We start from the raw sequence: 21,558 nt of genomic DNA, 5'->3' as shown, positions 1-21,558 counted from the left end.
CGCTGTGCCGGCGCAGCCTGCGCCAGCCTCTGCGGCACACCAGCAGCGGCGCGGCCATCTCGTCCTCTGCGCCCGCTGGCAAAAACAAGGTCAGCACGGCATGCGCGCGCCGCGATCGTAGCATTTCAGGAATAAATCGCTTTCTGCTAAGCTTGGCTATTGAATCACTGTCCCCCGTTGCCATGGCCCAGATCACCATTTCCTGCAGTATTCCCGTTGACGATGAGGTAGTCAGCGAGTTCTTGCACAAGTATGTGGTCCACTCGCGTCTCGGCGTGGCCAGGAAATTGCGCATGGGAGAGAAGGGCTGTTTCTATACCTGCTCCTTGTATCAAGATGAGTACGCCAAGGTGAGCCGATTGATTCGCCGCATGCTGGCGTTCTTTGAAAGCAAGGACATTCCCTTGACTATCCTCAAGATCGGCGCCCAGGACAGCTGGGATGAGGTGGACTCCAAGCAGCGCGATCCCTGGAAGATTTCGCCGCAAGCCTTGCTGGCGCTGCTCGATGCCACGCCCGACGGCGATGTTCAGGCGGCGTTGAGCACGTAGCGGTTCTTGCCGCTTTTCTTGGCCTGGTATAGCGACTCATCGGCACGCCGGTAGCTGTGCGACAAGTCCGCTTCCTTGATCATTTCCGCCATGCCGATGCTGACGGACACCTTGCGTTCCGGCACGAAAGCTGCCTCGACGCTGTCAACCAGTTGCGCGGCAAAGGCGCAGGCCGCGTTCTTTTCGCCCAGGTAAATGACGGCAAACTCCTCGCCGCCCAGACGACCACATAGATGCTCGCCCGACAGCCCCGCGATCACTTCGGCGATTTTTTTCAGCACTTCGTCACCCGCGTCATGGCCGTACACGTCGTTGATTTGCTTGAAGTCATCGATGTCGATCATTAAAAAATACGCGGGCGTGTGCGCCGTACGCTGCAAGACGCGGGCGCTTTGGGTAAACATGCGTCGGTTGTTGAGCCCGGTCAAACCATCCTTGTAGGCCATCGTCGTCAGTTCGCGCTGGGCACGGTAGTTATGGATGCGCAAGACGAGAAAATAGATATTCAGCGCCAGGCCGATGATTACGCTGATGGTAACGGCCAGCACGGGCCAATGCTGGTCGGCCTGGCCCGCATGCACGGGAAACTGTCCCAGCCCCAGGATGGCCCACACGCCCAGCGATACGCCCAGGTAATACGCGATGCCGCTAAAGATCGGCGCCGTCGTCAGGGTGATCATCACGCCCAGCGGCAATACCCAGAAAGCGGGGTCTTCCGTGCCCAACATCAGCACGCGAAAGCCGAAAGCAATGAACAGCACGCTGATGGTGCCGCTGACGATGATCGCTTGCAGCGACTTCGCATACTTGGTCAGCACCAGCCCGACCACCATGCCCGTCACGGCCATCGCGGCATGCGCATGTTCGAGTGAGGCGCGCGGCAAGGTCAGGCTGAACGTGACCAGCCAGCAGGCCAGGCCAAACGTCAGGATGGCTATTGAAATGAAATGCAGTTCCTTGAAAAAGCGCTGCTGCTGCTCCCGTTCTCCTGAAAAGAACAGGTAATACAAGGCAGGAGACAGGCTGCGCGAAGTGAACATGGCATTTGTCCAGGCAGACAACAAGCCTTGCGGCAGGGACGCCTCCCGGCAAAGGCAGGCGGCTTGGCGCGCGCACAAAATTAGTTGCGCTCAGGAACTAGTGTACTGGTTTCTCGGGGGGAATGGTGATCCTGGCGAGGAAATCGGCAGCTACTGTCCTGCCGCCGCCACATTATGAAGGAAGTGCGCTTATTGCTCGATCAACACAGCTATACCGAGGCCATGCTGCAAATCGTCTGGCGCAGCAAGACCAATCAGGATATCGCCGCCAGCATCGTCGGCGTCTTAACGCGATGTTGGACGGCAAGTTGGAACAAGTGTTGCAAACCTTTGGGGAAGTGCTGTGGCCGAAGGCGGCTTGATGGCGGCAACATAAAATAAGGATTTCATTATTTCATTTTTCTCTTTAAGTTAAAATAACGCCTCCATTCATTTTAACTTCAGCGAACCTATGCAACGTGGACTCACGGGGACCTACACATCGACCATTGCCGGTGGTGTGGCGTGCCAGGCCTTTGTACCCTTGCCACTGCCACCCACGCCGGGATTGGACTTGAACGGCAAGCTGCAAAGCCGGCTGGACGAAGCCTTGATCGCACTGGGACGACTCGATGCCATCAGCACGCTCTTGCCCGATGCACGGCTGTTTCTGTACAGCTACGTGCGCAAGGAAGCCGTCATGTCTTCGCAAATTGAAGGCACGCAATCATCGCTTAGCGACCTGATGCTGTATGAGATAGAAGGGCAGCCTGGCGTGCCGCTGGATGATGTGCAAGAGGTCTCGTGCTATGTCAAGGCGATGTCGCTGGGCGTGGAACGGATACGGCAAGGGCAGCCCATTAGTTTTCGATTGCTGACGGAAGTGCATCAAGTGCTGATGACGTCGGGCAGGGGCGTGCAGCGCAGCCCTGGCGAATTTCGTTGCAATCAGGTGTGGATCGGCGGCCATCGCGCCGACGAGGCAACGTTCGTGCCGCCGCCCGCTAACCAGCTCGCTGACTGCTGGGCGGCACTGGAAAACTTCATCAACGACGTGCCGCAGCCGACTGCCGCCATCATCAAGGCGGCATTGTCGCATGTGCAATTTGAAACCATCCATCCCTTCCTGGATGGCAATGGCCGCCTCGGCCGCATGTTGATACCGTTGATACTGATGGAAGCCCGTATTTTGCAGGAACCGCTGCTGTATCTTTCCGTGTTTTTCAAACAGCATCGTGAAACCTACTACAGCTTGCTGCAACAGGTGCGCATCAGCGGTAACTGGGAAGCGTGGCTGCTGTTCTTTGCCGATGCCATCGCCGCCACCGCCAATCAGGCCGTCAGCACGGCCCAGGCGCTGACGCAATTGCTGGCGCAAGACAAGGCGCGGCTGGCGGAACTCGGGCGCTTGGCGGGGTCGGCCAGGAAAATCCTCGATGCGCTGTTTGCGCATCCCATCTTGAATATTGCTACCTTGAGCAAGACCACCGGCTTGACCTCCGCGACGGTGGGCAAGGCGCTCGATGCCATGGCAGGTACGCTGGGCATGGTGCAGGAAGTGACCGGCCAAAAACGCAACCGCGTGTATGCCTATGGTGCTTACATCAACATTTTGAATCAGGAAACAAGCTAGTGAACGACAACGATATTGTCCAGAAACTCTGGAACCCCAGCGATGTGCTGCGTAATGATGCATTGGCGCTGAGATTGCGCAGAGGTTTGAATATCGGCATGGCTGAGATCGTGTCGTAATGGCGGACCTGACCCCGTCTCCGTGGTTGCCCAGCAGGGAGGAGATGCGGTTCTTGGATGGACTTTGTGGGAGTTGCCCGGCCTTTTCGTCGAGGCTGAGTTCCATTCGGTCTGGCGCATGCCCACTGGAGAATTCGTTGACGTTGCGCCGAAGGCGGAAGCCACGCAACGCATACTGTTTTTGCCAGATCATGCAGCACGGTACAAAGGCGTTCAGGTCAACAATGTACGACGCGCGGTCGCCCGGGACAGTGAAACCGAAGAATACCTAGCGATGTTCGATCAACTGTTCGAATTGCTCAATCGCGGGGAACGCGCGGAACAGCACGGGGAGATTCAGTTTACGGGCACCGAGGCGGCCGAGTATGACCGGATGGTAGACAAAATGGCCTTCATGCATTCCCGCATTTCTAATCGATTCCCCTACTTCGGCCCTTATACAGCTTGCTGGTGCGGCAGCGGCAAGAAAATGAAATGGTGCCACAAGACCGTGCTTCCCGACGCTTAAAGCGCCGCGTCTCCATCGGTTTTCCCACACAATAGGTCGTCCGCTTGTTCACCACTGATGCAAGCACGGTACATAAAGCGTTAGATAGTCTATTTGTCACGGGCGATGAATCTCGCAAAAAAAATGCCAACTGGTCAGTTGGCATTTTTTTTCACTATCTATGACACGGATTTTTCACTAACTTGGCATAGTTTTCACTTTCCGTGTCACCCGACAAATCTTACACGTCAATATTCCCCGCCCGCAGCGCGTTGTTTTCGATGAACGCTCTGCGTGGTTCCACGTCGTCGCCCATCAGCGTCGTGAAGATTTGATCCGCCGCAATGGCGTCTTCGATCTGTACCTTCAGCAGGCGGCGCACGGTCGGGTCCATCGTGGTTTCCCACAGCTGGGCCGGGTTCATTTCACCCAGACCTTTGTAGCGCTGTTTCGAGACCGTGCGTTCGGCTTCGTCGCGCAGCCATTGCATGGCTTGGTGGAAGTCGACCACGGCGATTTCTTTGATGCGCTCGCCTTCGCCGCGGCGCACGAAGGCGCCTTCGCCGATCAAGCCTTCGAACGTGGCGGCGCCGCTGCTCAGCACGGCGTAATCGGGGCCTTGCACGAAGTCGGCGTCGATGGCCGTTACTTTGATGTTGCCGTGGTGCATGCGCTCGATGCGCAGCATGTGTTTTTCCGACAAGTCGTCAGAACGCACATGCACGCGCACGGCGCTGTCGTTGATGGCCGTCTGCAGGGCCAGGGCGGAGGTTTCCGCCAGGTCCAGGGTCGACAGGTCCAGCTGCACGCCCGTCATGATGGCCGTCAGGGCAGCGCGGTCGATGACGCGCGTCAGACGCGTCATGATGGTGTTCGACAGATTGAACTTGCGCACCAGTTCCGTCAGCGTCTCGCCGGAAATGCCTTCCGCGCCTGTGCGCGGCACCAGCACGGCCGTGTTCAGCGCCACCGTCATCATGTAGCTGGCTTCTTCGGCGTCATCTTTCAGATAGCGCTCGTCGCGGCCGGCTTTCACTTTGTACAGCGGCGGTTGCGCGATATAGATGTGGCCGCGTTCGACCAGTTGCGGCATCTGGCGGTAGAACAGGGTCAGCAGCAGGGTACGGATGTGGGCGCCGTCGACGTCCGCATCGGTCATGATGATGATGCGGTGGTAGCGCAGTTTTTCGACGTTGAATTCGTCCGGTCCGATCGAGGTGCCAAGCGTGGCGATCAGGGTGGTGATCTGCTCGGACGACAGCATTTTCTCGAAACGGGCTTTTTCCACGTTCAGTACCTTACCGCGCAGCGGCAAAATCGCCTGGAACTTGCGGTCGCGCCCCTGTTTTGCCGAGCCACCTGCCGAGTCACCCTCGACGATGTACAGTTCACACAGGGCGGGGTCTTTTTCCTGGCAGTCGGCCAGCTTGGCCGACAGGCCCAGGCCGTCCATGATGCCTTTGCGGCGCGTCAAGTCGCGGGCCTTGCGGGCCGCTTCACGCGCGCGCGCTGCTTCGACGATCTTGCCGCAAATGATCTTGGCGTCGTTCGGTTTTTCTTGCAGGTAATCGGCCAGGGTCTTGGCGACAATCTCTTCGACGGGGCCGCGCACTTCGCTCGATACCAGCTTGTCTTTCGTCTGCGACGAGAATTTCGGTTCCGGCACTTTCACGGACAGCACGCAGGTCAAGCCTTCGCGCATGTCGTCGCCGCTGATTTCCACTTTCGCCTTCTTGGCGAACTCGTGTTCATCGATGTATTTGTTGATCACGCGCGTCATGGCCGCGCGCAAGCCCGTCAAGTGGGTGCCGCCGTCGCGTTGCGGGATGTTATTCGTAAAGCACAGCACTTGTTCGTTGTAGGCATCGTTCCACTGCATCGACACGTCGACCGAGATGTTCGTGCCCTGGTCCGACAGGCGCTCGCCCGTGGCCTGGAAAATGGTCGGGTGCAAGACCGACTTGGCCTTGTTGATGTATTCGACGAAGCCGCGCGTGCCGCCTTCGAAGGCGAAGATTTCTTCCTTGCCCGTGCGCTGGTCGGACAATTTGATCTTGACGCCATTGTTCAGGAAGGACAGTTCGCGGATGCGCTTGGCCAGGATTTCGTAGTGGAATTCCACGTGCGTGAAAATCTCTTCGTCGGCCCAGAAATGCACGTCGGTGCCGCGCTTGTCGGTGTCGCCGATGACCTTGATCGGCGAGGTGGCGATGTCGCCCACCATGACGATCTGGCGGTCTTGCGGCACGCCGCGCACGAATTCCATGTGATGCACTTTGCCATCGCGGCGGATGGTCAGTTTCAGCAATTTCGACAGGCCATTGACGCAGGACACGCCCACGCCATGCAAACCGCCCGAGACTTTATACGAGTTCTGGTCGAACTTGCCGCCCGCGTGCAACTCGGTCATGACGATTTCCGCCGCCGAACGCTTCGGATCGTGCTTGTCGTCCATTTTCAGGCCGGTCGGCACGCCGCGGCCATTGTCGGTGATTGAGATCGAATTGTCGCTGTGGATGGTGACGTGGATGTCCGTGCAGTGGCCGGCCAGCGATTCATCAATGGAGTTGTCCAGCACTTCGAATACCAGATGGTGCAAGCCGGTGCCGTCCGAGGTGTCGCCAATGTACATGCCCGGGCGTTTGCGTACGGCTTCCAGGCCTTCCAGGATCTGGATGGAGGAGGCGCCGTATTCTTCCGTTTTGGCCTGGATCGGGGTGTCTTGTGGATTCTCGGACATGGACTGCTTTCTCAAATAACGATTGCTGATTGCGGGGCCTGACCCTGTTGGATCAGACCCCAGTTTTGCATTGGGTTACGCTTAAATCCGCATCGGCATGACGACATACTTGAAGTCGGCATTGTCCGGGATGGAGATCAGGGCGGACGAGTTCGAGTCGCCCAGCGCGATGTTGACGTATTCGCATTTCAGGTTGTTCAGCACGTCCAGCAGGTACGTCACGTTGAAGCCGATGTCGACTGAATCGCCGCCGTAGTCGATTTCCAGCTCTTCGACGGCTTCTTCCTGGTCCGCATTGGTCGAGCTGATCTTCATGCTGCCCGGGGTGATGATGCAGCGCACGCCCTTGAACTTGTCGCTGGTCATGATGGCGGCACGTTGCAGCGAGCGCAGCAGTTCATCGCGGCCGATGGTGAAGTCGTTTTTGTAGCCTTTTGGAATCACGCGCGTGTAATCGGGGAACTTGCCTTCCACCAGCTTCGAGATCAGCTCGATGTCGGCAAAGGTCAGTTTCACCTGGTTCGCGGCGATGTCCAGCTGCACCGGCTCATCGTTCTCTTCCAGCAGGCGCTGCAGTTCGATGATGGTCTTGCGCGGAATAATCACTTCCTGGCGCGCAAACGTCTGCTCGGTGGCGACCTGGCAAAACGCCAGGCGGTGGCCGTCGGTGGCCACGGCGATGACATGATTGCCATCCAGAACCAGCAGCAAGCCGTTCAGGTAATAGCGGATGTCTTGCTGCGCCATCGAGAAATGCACCATGTTGAACAGGTGCTTCAGCGTTTTCTGCGGCAGGGTGACGGAGGCGTTGTAGCTTTCCGCTTGTTGCACGGTTGGAAACTCTTCTGCCGCCAGGGTTTGCAGGGCGAAGCGCGACTTGCCCGTTTGCACGGTCAGGCGCTTGTTCAGCAGGGTCATCGTGACGTCGCCCGATTCGGGCAGCGCGCGCAAAATGTCCAGCAGCTTGCGCGCGGCCACGGTGGTGCCCGTGACGTCCGCGCCGGAGCCGATTTCCGCGTGCGTGGTGATCTGCACTTCGGTGTCGGTCGACAGGAAGGAGACATTTTCACCGTCTTTGCGGATGAGGATATTGGCCAGAATCGGCATAGTGTGCCGACGCTCGACAATACCGCTCACGATCTGCAGTGGCCGGAGAAGGGTATCTCGGGTGGTTTTGACCAATTGCATATTTATCCTCAATGTATAGGTTGAACAGTACGACGTTTAACGTATTAATTTAACAATTGTTGCCATAGGGAGCCCCGACAGACCGGCTGCGGTGCCCTCCCAGATAATAAGGGTAAAGCACGTTTTGAGCCAGTCTTGCCAAATGGTGCTTAGCCCTTCAAGGTTTGCTCCAGCACATGCAATTCGTGGTTGCATTCCGGGTTCTTGGTGCGATCCAGTGCGATCTTGCGCACGGCATGCAGCACCGTGGTGTGGTCGCGGCCGCCGAACAGCTCGCCGATTTCCGGCAGGCTCTTCTGTGTCAATTCCTTGGCCAGGTACATGGCAATCTGGCGCGGTCGGGCGATATTCGCGGGCCGGCGCTTCGAATACATGTCGGCAACCTTGATATTGAAGAAGTCGGCCACCGTTTTCTGGATGTTTTCCACGGAAATCTGGCGGTTCTGCACCGACAGCAAGTCCTTCAGGGCTTCCTTGACGATATCAATCGTGATGTCCTTGCCATGGAAACGCGAGTACGCCAGGATTTTGCGCAGCGCGCCTTCGAGCTCGCGCACGTTCGAGCGCAAGTGCTTGGCGACAAAGAAGGCCACGTCGTCCGAGAAGGTCACGCCTTCCTGCTTGGCTTTTTTCAGCAAAATCGCCACGCGCATTTCCAGTTCCGGCGGTTCGATGGCCACCGTCAGGCCCGAGTCGAAGCGCGAGATCAGGCGGTCGTCCATGCCCGTGATTTCCTTCGGATACGTATCCGAGGTGATGATGATCTGTTTCTTCGCAGCAATTAATGCCTCGAACGCATAGAAAAACTCTTCCTGCGTGCGGCTCTTGCCGCCAAAGAATTGAATATCATCGATCAGCAGCATGTCGAGCGAGTGATAATAGTGCTTGAAGTCGTCGAAACCCTTGCGCTGGTAAGCGGTCACTACGTCTCGAACATACTGTTCTGCGTGGATGTAGCGAATCTTCGCGCCCGGATTGTCGGCCATCACCTGGTTGCCGATAGCGTGGATCAAGTGGGTCTTGCCCAGGCCGACGCCGCCGTAAAAGAACAGCGGGTTATACGACACGCCCGGATTGTTCGCTACCTGGATGGCGGCGGCGCGCGCCAGCTGGTTGGCCTTACCCGTTACAAAACTGTCGAAGGTCAGGTCGGTGTTGATGCGACTCTGCTCGCGGCGCGGCGCTGCGCCGATGCTCAGTTCCGGCACGCTCGGCTGCGGCTCCGCGGCGCGCGCGCTGGGCGCGCCGCCATTCGGATCGCTGGCCGGGGTGCTGGTAGTGACGGGCTTCTTCGGCAGGGCCAGACGCGGGTCGAGCACGAACTGCACTTCCGTGGGCGCTTCGAAGTACTGAATGGCCAGCGCAGTGATGCGGCTGGCGAACTGGGTCTTGACCCAATCGAGCTTGAAGCGATTGGGCGCAGCAATGCGCAGCTTGCCCTCTTCGTAATCGAGAGGGATAAGCGGTTTGATCCACGCACTGAATTGTTGCGGTGTCAGCTCCAGTTCCAACTGCGCGGAACAGGCCTGCCAGAAATTATCCATGTATGTCTATGTGAAAAGGTGTGGGAGGGCGTATCGATTCTGCCCTGCGTTCACCGTGTTGCAAGGCCGGCGTCGCGCGAGGGCTCGCCACACGTAACGCGCTATTCTACTCCCGACTGCCAAAGTTATCCACAGGCACGGCTGTTATTTTTCTGTGCCAGGGTGGGGCGCCGTGTGTATAAGAGGCGACTTATCCCCCGGTTATCCCGTGACAGTCAGTGCTGGCGCGGGGTGTGGCGGGGGCTTGCCGGCAGACGGGGTCCGGCGCGCAAATTTCCGGGCGATCACGGCAATCCTTGACAAGAGGGGGGCATATGCTGAATAATTCAGGGTTCCCCGCCCGTATTCCGTGTTTATTCATTTGGAACGACAATATGGACTAAGCGTGGATTAAGCGGGCGATGAGATTGGCCAGCTTGTGCCTTGGCATAAGTGCGCGATTGTCATTGGCACCAAAAACTGACGGGACGTCAGACCCGATTTTGCATTTTTTTTGTTTTTAGCGAGACCAACATGAAACGTACTTACCAACCTTCCGTCGTTCGTCGCAAGCGTACGCACGGCTTCCGCGCTCGTATGGCTACCCGTGGTGGCCGTGATGTGCTCAACGCACGTCGCGCAAAGGGCCGCAAACGTCTGGCCGTATAGGCTTGTCGTTGACAGCTGATCGCGTGGCTAGCTGTACTCCAGTCGGCAATCAACGCGAAGGTTCACACGACTTCGCGCGCGTTCGGCGTATCGTTAAAACGGATGAATTTTCATCCGTTTTTCGTTTGCGCCCTTCGCAAAAAACAGCGCATTTTGTGCTGTACACCCGACACAATCAATTGCCGCATGCGCGGCTGGGCGTCGTTGTGGCGAAGCGTTTCGCGCCGCGCGCGGCGACCCGCAACACGATCAAGCGCGTCACGCGCGAGCTGTTTCGCAACAGCGCGATGCCGCCGGTCGACTGCGTGGTGCGTTTGTCGCGCGCCGTCAACAGCAAGGATGGCCCGGCCACCACGACCCGGCTCAAAGCCGAGCTGCGTGAAGAATTGAGCCGCCTGTTTGCGGCGCAAATCGCCGCCCAGGCCCGTTCTGTTGCTGCGCCACCACCGTCAGCGCCATGAAAACCCTGTTGCTGTTCCTGCTGCGCGCTTATCAGTTGCTGATCAGCCCCATGTTGGGACAGAATTGCCGTTTCTATCCGAGCTGTTCGCATTACGCGATGGAAGCGTTGCGCGTGCACGGCGCCGCCAAAGGCAGCCTGCTGGCTGCCAAACGCGTGTGTCGTTGCCACCCCTGGAATGAAGGGGGTGTCGACCCGGTGCCGCCGGCCGATGCTAAACAATCTTCAACGACCGCTTGCGGTTGCAACCACTCCTGACAAATACCCTAATGGATATCAATAAACGTACCATCCTGTGGATCGTGTTTTCCGTCTCGCTGGTAATTCTCTGGAACGAATGGATGATCTCGAACGGCAAGCCGTCGATGTTCTCCGCGAACACGGAACAAACCGCCAAGGCGCCAGCGACCCCTGCCAAGACGGATGCCCTGGCTGCCGCGGCTGCGGCAGGCGTGCCTGCCCTGCCGGGTGAGGCTGTCGATTCCGCCGCGTTCAAGCGCGAAGTGATTACCATCACCACCGACGTCATCAAGGTCGATATCGACACCCTGGGCGGCCAGGTCAAGCGTCTGGAATTGCTGAAATTCAAGGGCGCGGGCAATCCGGGCTGGTTTGGCGGCTGCTTCGGCCTGTTCAAATGGTGCCAGCCTGACGATGGCAAGCAAAACGAAGTGTTGTTCGACGAAGGCCCGAACCATACTTACCTGGCGCAATCGGGCCTGGTCGGCGGTCCATTCCCTACCCACGCGAGCGGTTTCACCGTGCAGCCTGGCGTGCGTACCCTGGCCGATGGCAAGCAGATTCAACTGGTGATGGAAGCGGTCGAAGGCGGCGTCAAGCTGACCAAGACGTTCACTTTCAAACGTGGCGACTACGTCATCGACGTGCGCCATGACGTGGCCAACGTGGGTGCCGCGCCTGTCACGCCACAGCTATATCTGCAACTGACGCATGACGGCAACAAGCCGGTTGGCGACTCGTTCTTCAACAGCAGCTTCACGGGTCCGACCCTGTACACGCCGCAAGACAAGTATCAGAAGCTGACGTTCGAGAAAATCGAAAAAGCGGCTGTGGAAGACGAGAAGAAGGGCAACGACAACGCCATGAAGGGCCTGCACCCTGCCACGGCGAATGGCGGCTGGTTTGCGATTTCGCAGCACTTCTTTGTATCCGCCTTTGTGCCGCCTGAAAATGCCAAGCGCGATATCTTCACCAAGAAGGTCGGCCCCAACCTGTACGCCATCGGCAACGTGCTGCCACTGCCTACCCTGGCGCCCGGCGCCACGGCCAGCATGGACAGCAAACTGTATTCGGGTCCGCAAATCGCGCACCTGCTCGAACCGGTCTCGCCTGGCCTGGAACTGGTCAAGGATTATGGCTGGCTGACCATCATCGCCAAGCCGATGTTCTGGGTCATGGAACAGATCCACAGCGTGCTGGGCAACTGGGGCTGGACCATCATTGCCTTCACGATCCTGATCAAGCTGGCGTTCTTCCCGCTGTCGGCCGCCGGCTACCGCAGCATGGCCAAGATGAAACTGGTCACGCCGAAGATGCAAGCCATCCGCGAACGCTACAAAGGCGATCCGCAAAAGATGAACCAGGCCACGATGGAGCTGTACAAGACGGAAAAGATCAATCCGCTGGGCGGCTGCCTGCCGATCCTGATCCAGATGCCCGTGTTTATTGCCCTGTACTGGGTGCTGAACGCGTCCGTGGAAATCCGCGGCGCGCCATGGATAGGCTGGATCACCGATTTGGCCCAGCATGACCCATGGTGCATCTTGCCCGTGCTGTACGCGATCTCGATGTACATCACGACCAAGCTGAACCCGGCTCCGGCCGATCCGATGCAAGCGAAGATGATGCTGTTCATGCCACTGGCATTCTCGGTAATGTTCTTCTTCTTCCCGTCGGGCTTGGTACTTTACTGGGTCGTCAACAACGTCCTGTCGATCGGCCAGCAATGGGTGATCACCAAGAAATACGCGGTCGCCGCCAAGTAATTCCGGCCAGCGAACAGAAAGCCCGCCTCGCGCGGGCTTTTTTTTGACATCGTACCCACTGGGTACGATGTCAAAAAAAAGTGGGTTTTGCCGGCTTTCCACTGACCTCTCCCCTCAGGTGCCCCCGGGTTGTCGCTGAAAATATCGCGGCTCCTGCCGCCTTTCCCGAATACACTACAATAACCCCATGAAACTCGACTCTTCCCCTATCGCCGCCATCGCCACCGCACCCGGACGCGGCGGCATCGGCGTGGTACGCGCCTCCGGCAAAAACCTCGCTCCCCTGATGACGGCCCTGTTCGGCGCGCAGCAACTGAAACCGCGCCATGCCACTTATCTGCCATTTACGGAAAACGATGGCAGCATTATCGACCAGGGCATCGCCATCCATTTCAAGGGCCCGCATTCCTACACGGGCGAAGACGTGCTGGAATTGCAGGGCCACGGCGGCCCTGTGGTGCTTCAATTATTATTGGCGCGCGTGCTGGAAGCGGGCAAGGACAGCGGCTTGCGCCTGGCCGAACCCGGTGAATTCACGCGCCGCGCGTTCTTGAATGACAAGCTTGACCTGGCGCAAGCCGAAGCCGTGGCCGACCTGATCGACGCGTCCACGGAAGCGGCGGCCAAGTCCGCCTCGCAATCGCTGTCGGGCGCGTTTTCCAACACCATCCACGCGCTGGTGGAGCAGGTGACGGGCTTGCGCATGCTGGTCGAGGCAACGCTGGATTTCCCGGAAGAAGAGATCGATTTCCTGGAAAAATCGAATGCGCGCGGTCAATTAAAGGCCGTCATCGACGCGCTGCATAAAGTGTTTGCCCAGGCGGCGCAGGGCGCGCTGCTGCGCGAAGGCCTGAATGTCGTGCTGGCCGGCCAGCCCAACGTCGGTAAATCGTCGTTGCTGAACGCGCTGGCGGGCGCCGATGTAGCGATTGTCACGCCGATCGCCGGCACCACGCGCGACAAGGTCAGCGAAACCATCCAGATCGAAGGCATTCCGCTCAACATCATCGACACGGCCGGCATCCGCAGCGCCGGCGACACCATCGACGCCGTCGAGCGCATCGGCATCGAACGCACCTGGGGTGAAATCGGCAAGGCCGACGTGATCCTGCATCTGCTCGACGCCGACCATGGTCCCACCCTGGCCGATGAAACCATCGTTGCCGCGTTCCCCGAAGGCGTGCCCGTGGTGCGCGTGTGGAACAAGATCGATTTGTCCGGCCACAAGCCCGGCGTCGACAGCTTGCCGGACGCCACGCACGTCTACCTGTCGGCGCACGAGCACATCGGTATCGATTTGCTGCGCGCCGAGCTGCTGCGCATCGCCGGCTGGCAGCAGACGGGTGAATCGCTGTACCTGGCGCGCGAACGCCATTTGATCGCGCTCAAGTCGGCCGGCAAGCATTTGAACATCGCTGCCGCGCACGCGGCGCAGGATGACCAGTCGCTGGACCTGTTCGCCGAAGAGCTGCGCCTGGCGCAGGTGCAACTGTCGAGCATCACGGGCGAATTTTCGCCTGACGATTTGCTGGGCGTGATCTTCAGCCGTTTCTGCATCGGCAAGTAAGGGGACATGATGAAAAGACTGTTCGCTTGCGTGCTGTGCTGTCTGCCCTTGCTGGCGACGGCCGAGGAAAAACTGCCGCGCGACGTGGCGCAATTCATTGAGCATGCGCAAATGTGCGAGCACTTTGCCGGCGAATGGGATGAGCACGACAAGGCGCGCCAGCGCGAAATCACGCAAGCCATCGAGCAATCGTGCGGCCAGGCGCAACGCCAGTGGAAACGGCTGTCCGCCAAGTATGCGCGACAGCCGACGCTGCAAAAAATCATTGCCGAGAATGCCAATGACGCGGTGCGCAGTTTCCGGAAATAGCGGCTGCCCTGGTCTGTGGCTGCTCAGCTCTTCTTGCGCTTGGCCTGTTCTTCCCTGAATTGATGGAACATCTCGATATGCTCGGCGCGGCGCAGCACGCGTGAGTGCGGGTCGAGTGTGTAAGTGGCGCCAGCCGGCAGGGGCAGTTCACCAAAGCCCAGCGACATGGAAACGGTATGGATTTCCTTGCCGATACGCACTTCCACTGGCATCGGAAAGGCGATGTCGGCAGGAGTCTTCCATAGCAGGCGCAAGGTGTCGCCGTCACGCACGGCGGACAGCTCTGGCAGCGCGGCCTGGTACAGATAGGCCTGGAAAAACCAGTCGTAATTGCTGCCCGTGACTTTGTTGACGATGGCCATGAATTCCTTGGTGCTGCCATAGCGCGGGTGGAAGTGGCCCGGCTGCGGCTGTTCCGTGCCGTACACGAGCAGGCGCACGGCGCGGAAGAAGGCCTCGTCGCCAAGCAGGCCGCGCAAGGTGTGCAGCACCAGCGCCCCTTTCACATAAATGTCGCCGCCCGGCCCGCCCTTTTTCAAATCGTAGACCTCTTCCTCGCTTTTCGGCTTACCCGAGACCATGGGCGCTTTGTTGACGATGCCGGCACGCATTTGCTGCAGCGAAGCAAAGTATTCCTGATCGCCGCGCAGATATTGCATGTACAGCGGTTGCATATACGTGCCGAAGCCTTCGTGCAGCCACATATCGTCCCAGTTGCTGTTGGTTAGCTGGTTGCCGAACCATTCATGCGCAAATTCATGCTGCAGCAGTTCATCGTAGCCGTAGCTGGTCCTGGCGAATTTGTTGCCATAGGCATTGATGGTCTGGTGTTCCATGCCCTTGTGCGGGGTTTCGGCAATGCCGACTTTTTCGTCGCCGAACGGGTAGGGGCCGATGGTGCTTTCAAAAAAATCTAGCATGGGCGGCAATTCCGCGAACAGGGCACTTGCCTTGGCCTCGCTTTCCGGCAGGTACCAGAACTGCAGGGGGATGCGGTTGCCGTAGCGGCTCGCATACTCGCCCTGCAGGCTGCGGTAGGGTGCCACGTTCAGGGCGATGCCATAGGTGCTCGGATGCTTGGCGCGCCAGTGCCAGCTGCGCCAACCATCGGCCTCATCCATACCCAGCGCGATGCCGTTGCCGGCCGCCACCAGCGGCGCCGGCACCTGGATGTGCTGGTCGATCAGCTGGGCCTTGCCCATCGGGTGGTCGATGCAGGGCCAGAACAGGTCGCAGCCTTCGCCTTGCACGGCGCTGGCGATCCATGGCGCGCCAGCGGCCGTGCTCGACCACACCATGCCGCCATCCCACGGCGCTTTCACGGCGACGTGCGGCGCGCCGTGGTAGACGATGCGGATGGTGGTACGCGCACCTGCCGCGACGGTGGCCGGCAAGGTCATGCTCAGGCGCCCATCCGGGTTGGCATAGTCTTGCGGTCGCAGCACCTTGCCGTCGATTTCGATGGTATCGACCGGCAGGTTGCGGTCCAGGTCCAGCGCGAAGCGCGAGATCGCTTGGGTCGCCAGGAAGGTCAGGCGCGCATCGCCGGTGATGCTGCGGCTGGCCGGGTCGATGCGCAGGGTCAGGTCGGCGTGTTCGAATACCACTGCCAGTTGTTCCGGCGTGCGTTCGGCACCCGAATTGAGGGTGTAGGCGGTGGGCGCGCGCGTGGCGCAGGCGCTGAGCAGCAAGCAGGAGAGCAGTAGAGGGATAGGTTTCATGGCGAACGCGCAAGTGAACGGAACACGGATTGTAGTGTTAAGTGACAACATTGTCGTTCGGAAATTTCAGCGTGCCGTTGGGGCAAGCGTGGCCGCCGTTGAGAAATGTCATGGGCTGCAAACTGCGCTGACGTAATCTTGCTGAGCGGCCTTGAAGTGCCGCTAGGAAAGGAAGCGCCATGGACAGCAAACAGCCGGATGTCGTGGAATGCGAGGATGAGGTAGTGGCGCGACCACTGCCCGCCATGCCGGAATTGATCGCCTCCTTGCCGCCCAAAGGCGCGTGCTGGTATTGCGACAAGCCGCTCGATGCCGTGCGCCGTTTCTGTTGCAAGAGTTGTTGCGTGGCGTATGCGGAAGAGGCGCAGTACAGCAGCTGAGCGCTAGCGGCGCCGCAGCAGCGCCGCCAGCGCGCCGTCAAAGTCGAACTCATGCGCAGCGGCAGCCACTTCCTGGTAGACGTGCACGCCCAGGCTGGCGGCCAGCAGGCTGGCCGAGTTTTCCAGGATGTCGATGGCCGCGCCATCGCCTTCGCGCAGATGGCTGGCCAGGCGCGCCAGCAGCAACTGGATGGCGGGGGCGGCTGGATCGGGCGCGACGTCCTGCGCCGCCGTATGGGTCGCTTCCGGCGTGCCCAGCATGCTGCTGACCGCACCGAGCAATTGATCTTGCGCCAGTTCCAGTTGCAGCATCTGCTGGGCCAGATCGGGCGCCTGCGCACGCAGTGCCGACTCCAATGTTGCCGACAGGCCATGCACGTGGTGCGCACCGATCATGCCGGCGGCGCCCTTCAGGGTATGCGCCTTCAGGCGCGCGCAGGCATAGTTGCCGGCGTCGAATTCGGCGCGGATCTGGCACGGCGTGGTGCTGTGGTCATGCAGGAAGCGGCGCAGGATTTTCAGGTACAGGATGCGGTCGCCCATGATGCGGCCCAGTCCGTTCTCGACGTCGAGAATACGAACCATGTTGGATGCCGCGACGGCGGCATCATCATCGCAAGTGGCGTGTGGTTTCAGCATGCTGTGCAGAGAGCCCCAAAACTTGTCACTGTCAGTAAAGCAGGAAGCACTATTTTACATCCTGTCGTCCTCAATACCGCGCCCGCTTGCCATGCGATGCCAGGCTAGCGTGTGCTGAATGACCAGTTGTACGTGATGTCCGCGCCATTGACTTTGCCAATGAAACTCACGTCATAGCTGGTGTTCGCGCTCAAGGGTGCCAGCGGAATGATGGATGCGGCCGAGACCGGCGTATGCACATCGCTGCCGCTGGTCAGCAGGCGCACCGTCAAGTCCGTACCGGCACCGCGCTGGCGCACGCTGAACGCCGTCACGCTGACGCTGGTGCCGTAGTTGGCATGCACGCTGATCGGGTAGCCGACCACGTCCTGGTTCGGCACGGGATCGGGCGCTTCGTTATCGCTGGAAAAACTGACGGCCACCTTTTGCTGTCCGCCAAAGGGATAGGTGACGATTTGCGCCGCCGTCAGCCCGGGGCCATAGTTACGGTTGCCTGCCAGGTCGGTGGTGAAATACGCGTAGCCGGCGCCACTGACGGCCGCCCCCGCGCCACCTTCCTTGAAGAGCGGCTCGAAAATGACGAAGCGGTGATAGATGGCCGTGACCAGTTCTTCGGCCAGGTAAAAGCCGGACGTGTTGCTCGCGCCGGCGATGACTTCGCCCTGCAGCGACGTGACGACGTAGCCGGCCTTGGCCAGGCGGTCGCCCAGTTTGACGCCGGTAAAGCCGGGCTTGCCCAGCACTTGTTCGTGCGCCACCGTACTGTTGAGATTGAGATAGCTGGAATGGCCCAGGGCGGCGCTGTCGATCAAGCCATTGCGCGCCAGTGGCGACAGCCCGACCTGGCTGCGCCGGTAGTTGAACCAGTTGAAGCCATCGGTAGCAATATTGTTGCTGAAGACGGGAGCGCCCGGTTCCTGTACCAGCTGCCCGGCCGGAGTTGAGGTGGTTTGCGCAGCATTGCGGCTGTCGCTGCCGCCTCCGCCACAGGCGCTCAACAGGGCTGCGCTCAGCAGGGCGGGTATCCAGTGTTTCCAACGCAGTGACGAGACAATCAAGTTGACTCCTGTATAGGTAGGCGGACAGAGATGGGGGCCGGTGTGCTGCCCTGTGAAACGATTCTAAGGCATTTTGATCTGTCGTAGAGCATCCATGAAAAGATATGCCGCCCGCTCGTGCGCAGACGGTGCCGTGGCTGCACAGGGTAGAATGAGCGTAGCGCAGCGTTTGCCGCTGCATTGCCTCATTCCCGCTACTTTGATTGCCCATAATTTGAACACATTGCCCAAGTCGCGCCTGCAGCGCGCCAAGTACGCCTTGCCCAGCATGGTGACTTTGCTGTCGATAGCCTGCGGCTTTGCCAGCATCGTCATTTCCGTCGATAACGCCGCGGTGGGCGACGCGGATGCCTATCGCCTGGCTGCGGCGCTGCTGGTGCTCGCCGGGGTGTTTGATGCGCTTGACGGCTATGTGGCCCGGCTGACGAACACCAGTTCGCAGTTCGGCGTACAGCTCGATTCCATTGCCGACGTGATGAATTTCGGCTGCGCCCCGGCCGTCTTGTTGTACTGCTACGGCTTTGTGCAGATGGGCGTGCACGATCCGCTGCTGCTGCGCTTTGGCGGCATGGCCAGCTTCTTCTTTGTCGCTTGCGGCGCCATGCGCCTGGCGCGCTTCAATGTGAATGTCGGGCGTACCGACCCGCTGTATTTTGTCGGCATGCCGATCACGGCCGGTGCCGCCTGTGTGGCGGCCGTGGTGGTGGCCTGGCCGGCGCCCATCGATTCCATGCTGCACAGCTATTTGCTGATGTTGCTGCTGGTGGGCGTGGGCAGCCTGATGGTGTCGACCTTGCGTTTCCCCAGCTCCAAGCAAAAGAAAAGCCTGGCCGCGCTGCTGGTGCTGATCGTTGCCGTCGCCCTGTTGGTGTGGCTGAAGACCAGCTTCTTCGCACTGTTCTTCGCCGTCTACATCGCCGCCACCCTGGCGCTGAACCTGGCCTGGTATCTGGGCTGGCGCGGCATTGCGCTGCCGCAGGTATTCAACGACCCGGACGAGATAGACTAGGCAACCTCGTGTCCGCGCGCGGCGCGCAGGATGGCGAACCAGTCACTGCGGCTGAGTGTGAATTGCGTACCTTCCACGGCCACGCCCACGGCTTCGATGCGGCCCGAGCCCGTCAGCGGCAGCGGGCGGCATGGCAATTGCATGATCCAGGCAAACACCACGCTGGCAAACGGGCGCTGCAGCTGGTCGGCGATCTGCTTGATGACATTGCGCAAGTTCTCCACATTCGCATCGCCACCCTGGAACAGCCTGCCGCCGGCCAGCGGCGACCAGATCATCGGCGCCAGCCCCACATCCTGCAAGCCGTCGAAGGTTTCGTCGAACAGGGGCGCCACGTGCAGCGGCGAGAATTCCACCTGGTTTGTTGTCAGCGGGAAACGTCGGTGCAGGCACTCGAACTGGTGGCGGCTGAAGTTCGACACGCCGAAATGCAGCACCTTGCCATCTTTCTTCAATTGGGTAAACGCGCCGGCGATCTCGTCGAAATCCATCAGCGGATCGGGACGGTGGATCAGCAGCAAATCCAGGCGGTCCGTGTGCAACTGGCGCAAGGTGTGTTCCACGGAACTGGTGATGTGCGCCGCGCTCGTGTCGTAATGCTGAATGGCGTGTCCGGGACGGTGCGGCGAGAGCAGCTTGATGCCGCACTTGCTGACCAGTTCCATCTTGTCGCGCAAACCCGGTTGCAGGGCCAGCGCTTCGCCAAACAGGCCTTCGGCGCTGTAGTCGCCATAGATATCGGCGTGGTCGAAACTCGATACGCCCAACGCCAGGCATTGCTCGATGAAGGCCAGGCGTTGTTGCGCCGTCATATTCCACTCGCCGATGCGCCACATGCCGGCGACGATGCGCGACAGTTCGGGACCGTTGCTACTCAAACGGCTGCGCGGTGCTTGCAGGCTGGCGGAAAATACATGGCTCATGGGCTGGCTTTCTGGTGGTGGTGAAGAAGTATTCGCCACGATTATATCCAGTGCTACAGCATGCTGCGGATAAAGCGGCAGCAACGTTCCTGCAGCGCAAGGTCGAGCTGGCCGCCCAGTTGCATTTGGTACACCAGCGCCGATTGCAGCATGAAGGCAAATAAACGCAGGTCGAGGTCGGCGCGCACGCCGATGTTCACCAGGCGCTGTACCACCAGGCTGATCCACGGCGCGACGATCTGCTCGCGAAAGCGCAGCTGCGCCGCCGCATCGTTGTGGATCAGCACCAATAAATCGCAGGTAAAGCGGCCATCGGCGTTCAGGTTGTCGAAGATGCGCGCGCAGATCGCCTCGATTTCCTGGCCGTCCGGCATGTCGAGCGCGCGCTGCAGCTTTTCCGCCGTGCGCTTGACGAGCGCGTCAAGCAGCATGTCTTCGCGCCGCGGCCAGCGCCGGTATATCGTCTGGCGTCCCACGCCAGCCGCATCGGCCACCATCTGTATCGTCACCGTTTCCAGTCCATGTTGCCTAACCAGCATGACGATCGCTTCGAGCACCGCATCTTCCACACCCGCCTTGCGCGGACGTCCACGCGGCGCTGCTGCATTTTTAATCACCTTGAACCTGTCTCTGAATATTTATTTTAATTATGGTACGATGTGCACCGTAAATGCAAAGCAACTGCTTGTCAATCACCTTGATCAACCTTGATCAATTAACCGGCAAGTGGATGCGCCGCGCCGCGCCGCGATACCCCCCAGTCATCTCTACGTGAAATCTGCAATCTCAGCGGCGCTTGCCCGCATTTTCTTTCTGACTCCCACATCCATCACTGTGGCGGCTCGCGCCGCCTGAGGAAAACCTATGAAAATCATCGGGATTTCGCCCCATCGGCGTAACTTCTTGCGCAAGGCCGTCGGCGCCGCGCCTGCCGTGGCCTTGCTGGCCGGTGCCGGCGGCGGCCTGGCCATGGCCGTCTCCAAGGACCAGCCTGCCTACAAACCGCGCTTCTTCGACGCCACCGAATGGGCCACCCTGAGCGCACTGGTCGATCGCTTGATTCCCGCCGACGCCGAAGGGCCGGGCGCGCTGGAATCGGGTGTGCATGAATTCATCGACTCGCAGATGAACACGCCTTACGCGTATGGCGCGCTGTGGTACATGCAGGGGCCGTTCGTGCCCTCGATCGAACAATTCGGCTACCAGTTCCACATGGCGCCGCGCGCGCTGTACAAGAGCGCCCTGGCCGGCGTGAACACGGCCGTCAACAAGCAGTCGGGCAAGCCTTTCGTGCAGTTGAACGCGGCCGAGCGCGATGCCGTCATCACGCAATTGCAAAAGGGTACCCTGGACATCGGCGAGGTGCCATCGAAGATCTTCTTCAACCAGCTGCTGCAAAATACGCGCGAAGGCTACTTTTGCGACCCCGTGCACGGTGGCAACAAAGACATGCTGGCCTGGAAGATGGTGGGTTTCCCCGGCGCGCGCGCCGACTACATGGATTGGGTGGAACAGTACGGGAAAAAATACCCGCTTCCTCCCGTGTCGATTGCCTGA

21 protein-coding genes are annotated in these 21,558 nt (G+C 59.7%); 12 read left to right on the top strand and 9 right to left on the bottom strand.

Annotated elements, in window-relative coordinates; genetic code table 11:
- Nucleotides 1–182 precede the first annotated feature (182 nt).
- A complete protein-coding gene (locus ACQ4W7_RS25150) occupies nucleotides 183–551 on the top strand; it encodes a hypothetical protein (protein ID WP_436534137.1) in 369 nt (122 codons plus the stop codon).
- Here ACQ4W7_RS25150 and ACQ4W7_RS25145 read toward each other — a convergent pair.
- Entirely contained in the window at nucleotides 530–1,591 is a 1,062-nt protein-coding gene (locus ACQ4W7_RS25145; RefSeq protein ID WP_436534135.1) for a GGDEF domain-containing protein, read from the bottom strand. The two genes, ACQ4W7_RS25150 and ACQ4W7_RS25145, sit on opposite strands and share 22 nt — an antisense overlap.
- Before the next feature lie 451 nt (nucleotides 1,592–2,042).
- Between ACQ4W7_RS25145 and ACQ4W7_RS25140 the strand changes: the two genes are divergently transcribed.
- The gene (locus ACQ4W7_RS25140) at nucleotides 2,043–3,203 is read left to right on the top strand and encodes a Fic family protein (RefSeq protein WP_436534133.1); all 1,161 of its coding nucleotides are present in this window, start codon (nucleotides 2,043–2,045) and stop codon (nucleotides 3,201–3,203) included.
- A gap of 183 nt (nucleotides 3,204–3,386) precedes the next feature.
- Entirely contained in the window at nucleotides 3,387–3,830 is a 444-nt protein-coding gene (locus ACQ4W7_RS25135; RefSeq protein WP_436534131.1) for a hypothetical protein, read from the top strand.
- Nucleotides 3,831–4,050: 220 nt separating this feature from the next.
- Here the strand turns inward: ACQ4W7_RS25135 and gyrB are convergent, their stop codons facing one another.
- The 3 genes from gyrB to dnaA all read right to left on the bottom strand — a co-directional run bounded on the left by gyrB (nucleotide 4,051) and on the right by dnaA (nucleotide 9,281).
- Nucleotides 4,051–6,549, bottom strand: coding sequence for a DNA topoisomerase (ATP-hydrolyzing) subunit B (gene gyrB / locus ACQ4W7_RS25130; RefSeq protein WP_426073867.1), 2,499 nt, complete (start codon nucleotides 6,547–6,549; stop codon nucleotides 4,051–4,053).
- 81 nt (nucleotides 6,550–6,630) lie between these two features.
- Nucleotides 6,631–7,737, bottom strand: a complete 1,107-nt coding sequence (dnaN, locus tag ACQ4W7_RS25125) for a DNA polymerase III subunit beta (RefSeq protein WP_086147318.1) — start codon at nucleotides 7,735–7,737, stop codon at nucleotides 6,631–6,633.
- 149 nt (nucleotides 7,738–7,886) lie between these two features.
- Complete coding sequence (dnaA, locus tag ACQ4W7_RS25120) at nucleotides 7,887–9,281, bottom strand: chromosomal replication initiator protein DnaA (protein WP_230523232.1); 1,395 nt, start codon at nucleotides 9,279–9,281, stop codon at nucleotides 7,887–7,889.
- A gap of 513 nt (nucleotides 9,282–9,794) precedes the next feature.
- Here dnaA and rpmH point away from each other — a divergent pair.
- The 6 genes from rpmH (at nucleotide 9,795) to ACQ4W7_RS25090 (ending at nucleotide 14,271) form a co-directional block, all read left to right on the top strand.
- The gene (rpmH, locus tag ACQ4W7_RS25115; protein WP_010401996.1) at nucleotides 9,795–9,929 is read left to right on the top strand and encodes a 50S ribosomal protein L34; all 135 of its coding nucleotides are present in this window, start codon (nucleotides 9,795–9,797) and stop codon (nucleotides 9,927–9,929) included.
- Between the two features lie 23 nt (nucleotides 9,930–9,952).
- A complete protein-coding gene (rnpA, locus tag ACQ4W7_RS25110) occupies nucleotides 9,953–10,390 on the top strand; it encodes a ribonuclease P protein component (RefSeq protein WP_071653349.1) in 438 nt (145 codons plus the stop codon).
- Nucleotides 10,387–10,647, top strand: a complete 261-nt coding sequence (yidD, locus tag ACQ4W7_RS25105) for a membrane protein insertion efficiency factor YidD (RefSeq protein WP_102123285.1) — start codon at nucleotides 10,387–10,389, stop codon at nucleotides 10,645–10,647. The genes rnpA and yidD overlap by 4 nt, the downstream gene beginning before the upstream one ends.
- An 11-nt stretch (nucleotides 10,648–10,658) precedes the next feature.
- Nucleotides 10,659–12,395, top strand: coding sequence for a membrane protein insertase YidC (yidC, locus tag ACQ4W7_RS25100; protein ID WP_436534128.1), 1,737 nt, complete (start codon nucleotides 10,659–10,661; stop codon nucleotides 12,393–12,395).
- 187 nt (nucleotides 12,396–12,582) lie between these two features.
- Nucleotides 12,583–13,962 (top strand): tRNA uridine-5-carboxymethylaminomethyl(34) synthesis GTPase MnmE, encoded by a 1,380-nt coding sequence (mnmE, locus tag ACQ4W7_RS25095; protein ID WP_436534126.1) that lies wholly within the window; start codon nucleotides 12,583–12,585, stop codon nucleotides 13,960–13,962.
- A 6-nt stretch (nucleotides 13,963–13,968) separates the two neighbouring features.
- Nucleotides 13,969–14,271, top strand: coding sequence for a hypothetical protein (locus ACQ4W7_RS25090; RefSeq protein ID WP_436534124.1), 303 nt, complete (start codon nucleotides 13,969–13,971; stop codon nucleotides 14,269–14,271).
- 23 nt (nucleotides 14,272–14,294) lie between these two features.
- Here the strand turns inward: ACQ4W7_RS25090 and ACQ4W7_RS25085 are convergent, their stop codons facing one another.
- Entirely contained in the window at nucleotides 14,295–15,992 is a 1,698-nt protein-coding gene (locus ACQ4W7_RS25085) for a M1 family metallopeptidase (protein ID WP_436534122.1), read from the bottom strand.
- Between the two features lie 179 nt (nucleotides 15,993–16,171).
- Here ACQ4W7_RS25085 and ACQ4W7_RS25080 point away from each other — a divergent pair, with 179 nt between their 5' ends.
- Nucleotides 16,172–16,372, top strand: a complete 201-nt coding sequence (locus ACQ4W7_RS25080) for a hypothetical protein (RefSeq protein ID WP_426073861.1) — start codon at nucleotides 16,172–16,174, stop codon at nucleotides 16,370–16,372.
- Between the two features lie 3 nt (nucleotides 16,373–16,375).
- On the opposite strand, the gene ACQ4W7_RS25075 is transcribed toward ACQ4W7_RS25080, so the two are convergent.
- Both ACQ4W7_RS25075 and ACQ4W7_RS25070 read right to left on the bottom strand, forming a co-directional pair.
- Complete coding sequence (locus ACQ4W7_RS25075; protein WP_426073860.1) at nucleotides 16,376–16,957, bottom strand: Hpt domain-containing protein; 582 nt, start codon at nucleotides 16,955–16,957, stop codon at nucleotides 16,376–16,378.
- 158 nt (nucleotides 16,958–17,115) lie between these two features.
- Nucleotides 17,116–18,069 carry a CAP domain-containing protein gene (locus ACQ4W7_RS25070; RefSeq protein WP_436534119.1) on the bottom strand — a complete coding sequence of 318 codons (954 nt, stop codon included), beginning with the start codon at nucleotides 18,067–18,069 and terminating at the stop codon, nucleotides 17,116–17,118.
- Between the two features lie 238 nt (nucleotides 18,070–18,307).
- Between ACQ4W7_RS25070 and pssA the strand changes: the two genes are divergently transcribed.
- On the top strand, nucleotides 18,308–19,078 hold the full coding sequence (gene pssA / locus ACQ4W7_RS25065) for a CDP-diacylglycerol--serine O-phosphatidyltransferase (protein ID WP_426074001.1): 771 nt from the start codon (nucleotides 18,308–18,310) through the stop codon (nucleotides 19,076–19,078).
- On the opposite strand, the gene ACQ4W7_RS25060 is transcribed toward pssA, so the two are convergent.
- Both ACQ4W7_RS25060 and ACQ4W7_RS25055 read right to left on the bottom strand, forming a co-directional pair.
- Nucleotides 19,075–20,001, bottom strand: a complete 927-nt coding sequence (locus ACQ4W7_RS25060; protein ID WP_436534117.1) for an aldo/keto reductase — start codon at nucleotides 19,999–20,001, stop codon at nucleotides 19,075–19,077. The genes pssA and ACQ4W7_RS25060 overlap by 4 nt on opposite strands.
- A 53-nt stretch (nucleotides 20,002–20,054) precedes the next feature.
- Nucleotides 20,055–20,618, bottom strand: coding sequence for a TetR/AcrR family transcriptional regulator (locus tag ACQ4W7_RS25055; RefSeq protein ID WP_426073857.1), 564 nt, complete (start codon nucleotides 20,616–20,618; stop codon nucleotides 20,055–20,057).
- Between the two features lie 247 nt (nucleotides 20,619–20,865).
- Here ACQ4W7_RS25055 and ACQ4W7_RS25050 point away from each other — a divergent pair, with 247 nt between their 5' ends.
- On the top strand, nucleotides 20,866–21,558 hold the full coding sequence (locus ACQ4W7_RS25050) for a gluconate 2-dehydrogenase subunit 3 family protein (protein WP_426073856.1): 693 nt from the start codon (nucleotides 20,866–20,868) through the stop codon (nucleotides 21,556–21,558).

Source organism: Janthinobacterium algoris (genome assembly GCF_051380935.1).
In the GTDB taxonomy this organism is placed as follows: domain Bacteria; phylum Pseudomonadota; class Gammaproteobacteria; order Burkholderiales; family Burkholderiaceae_D; genus Janthinobacterium.
The sequence above is the reverse complement of the archived record's forward strand: the minus strand, read 5'-3'. Positions and strand labels throughout refer to the sequence as shown.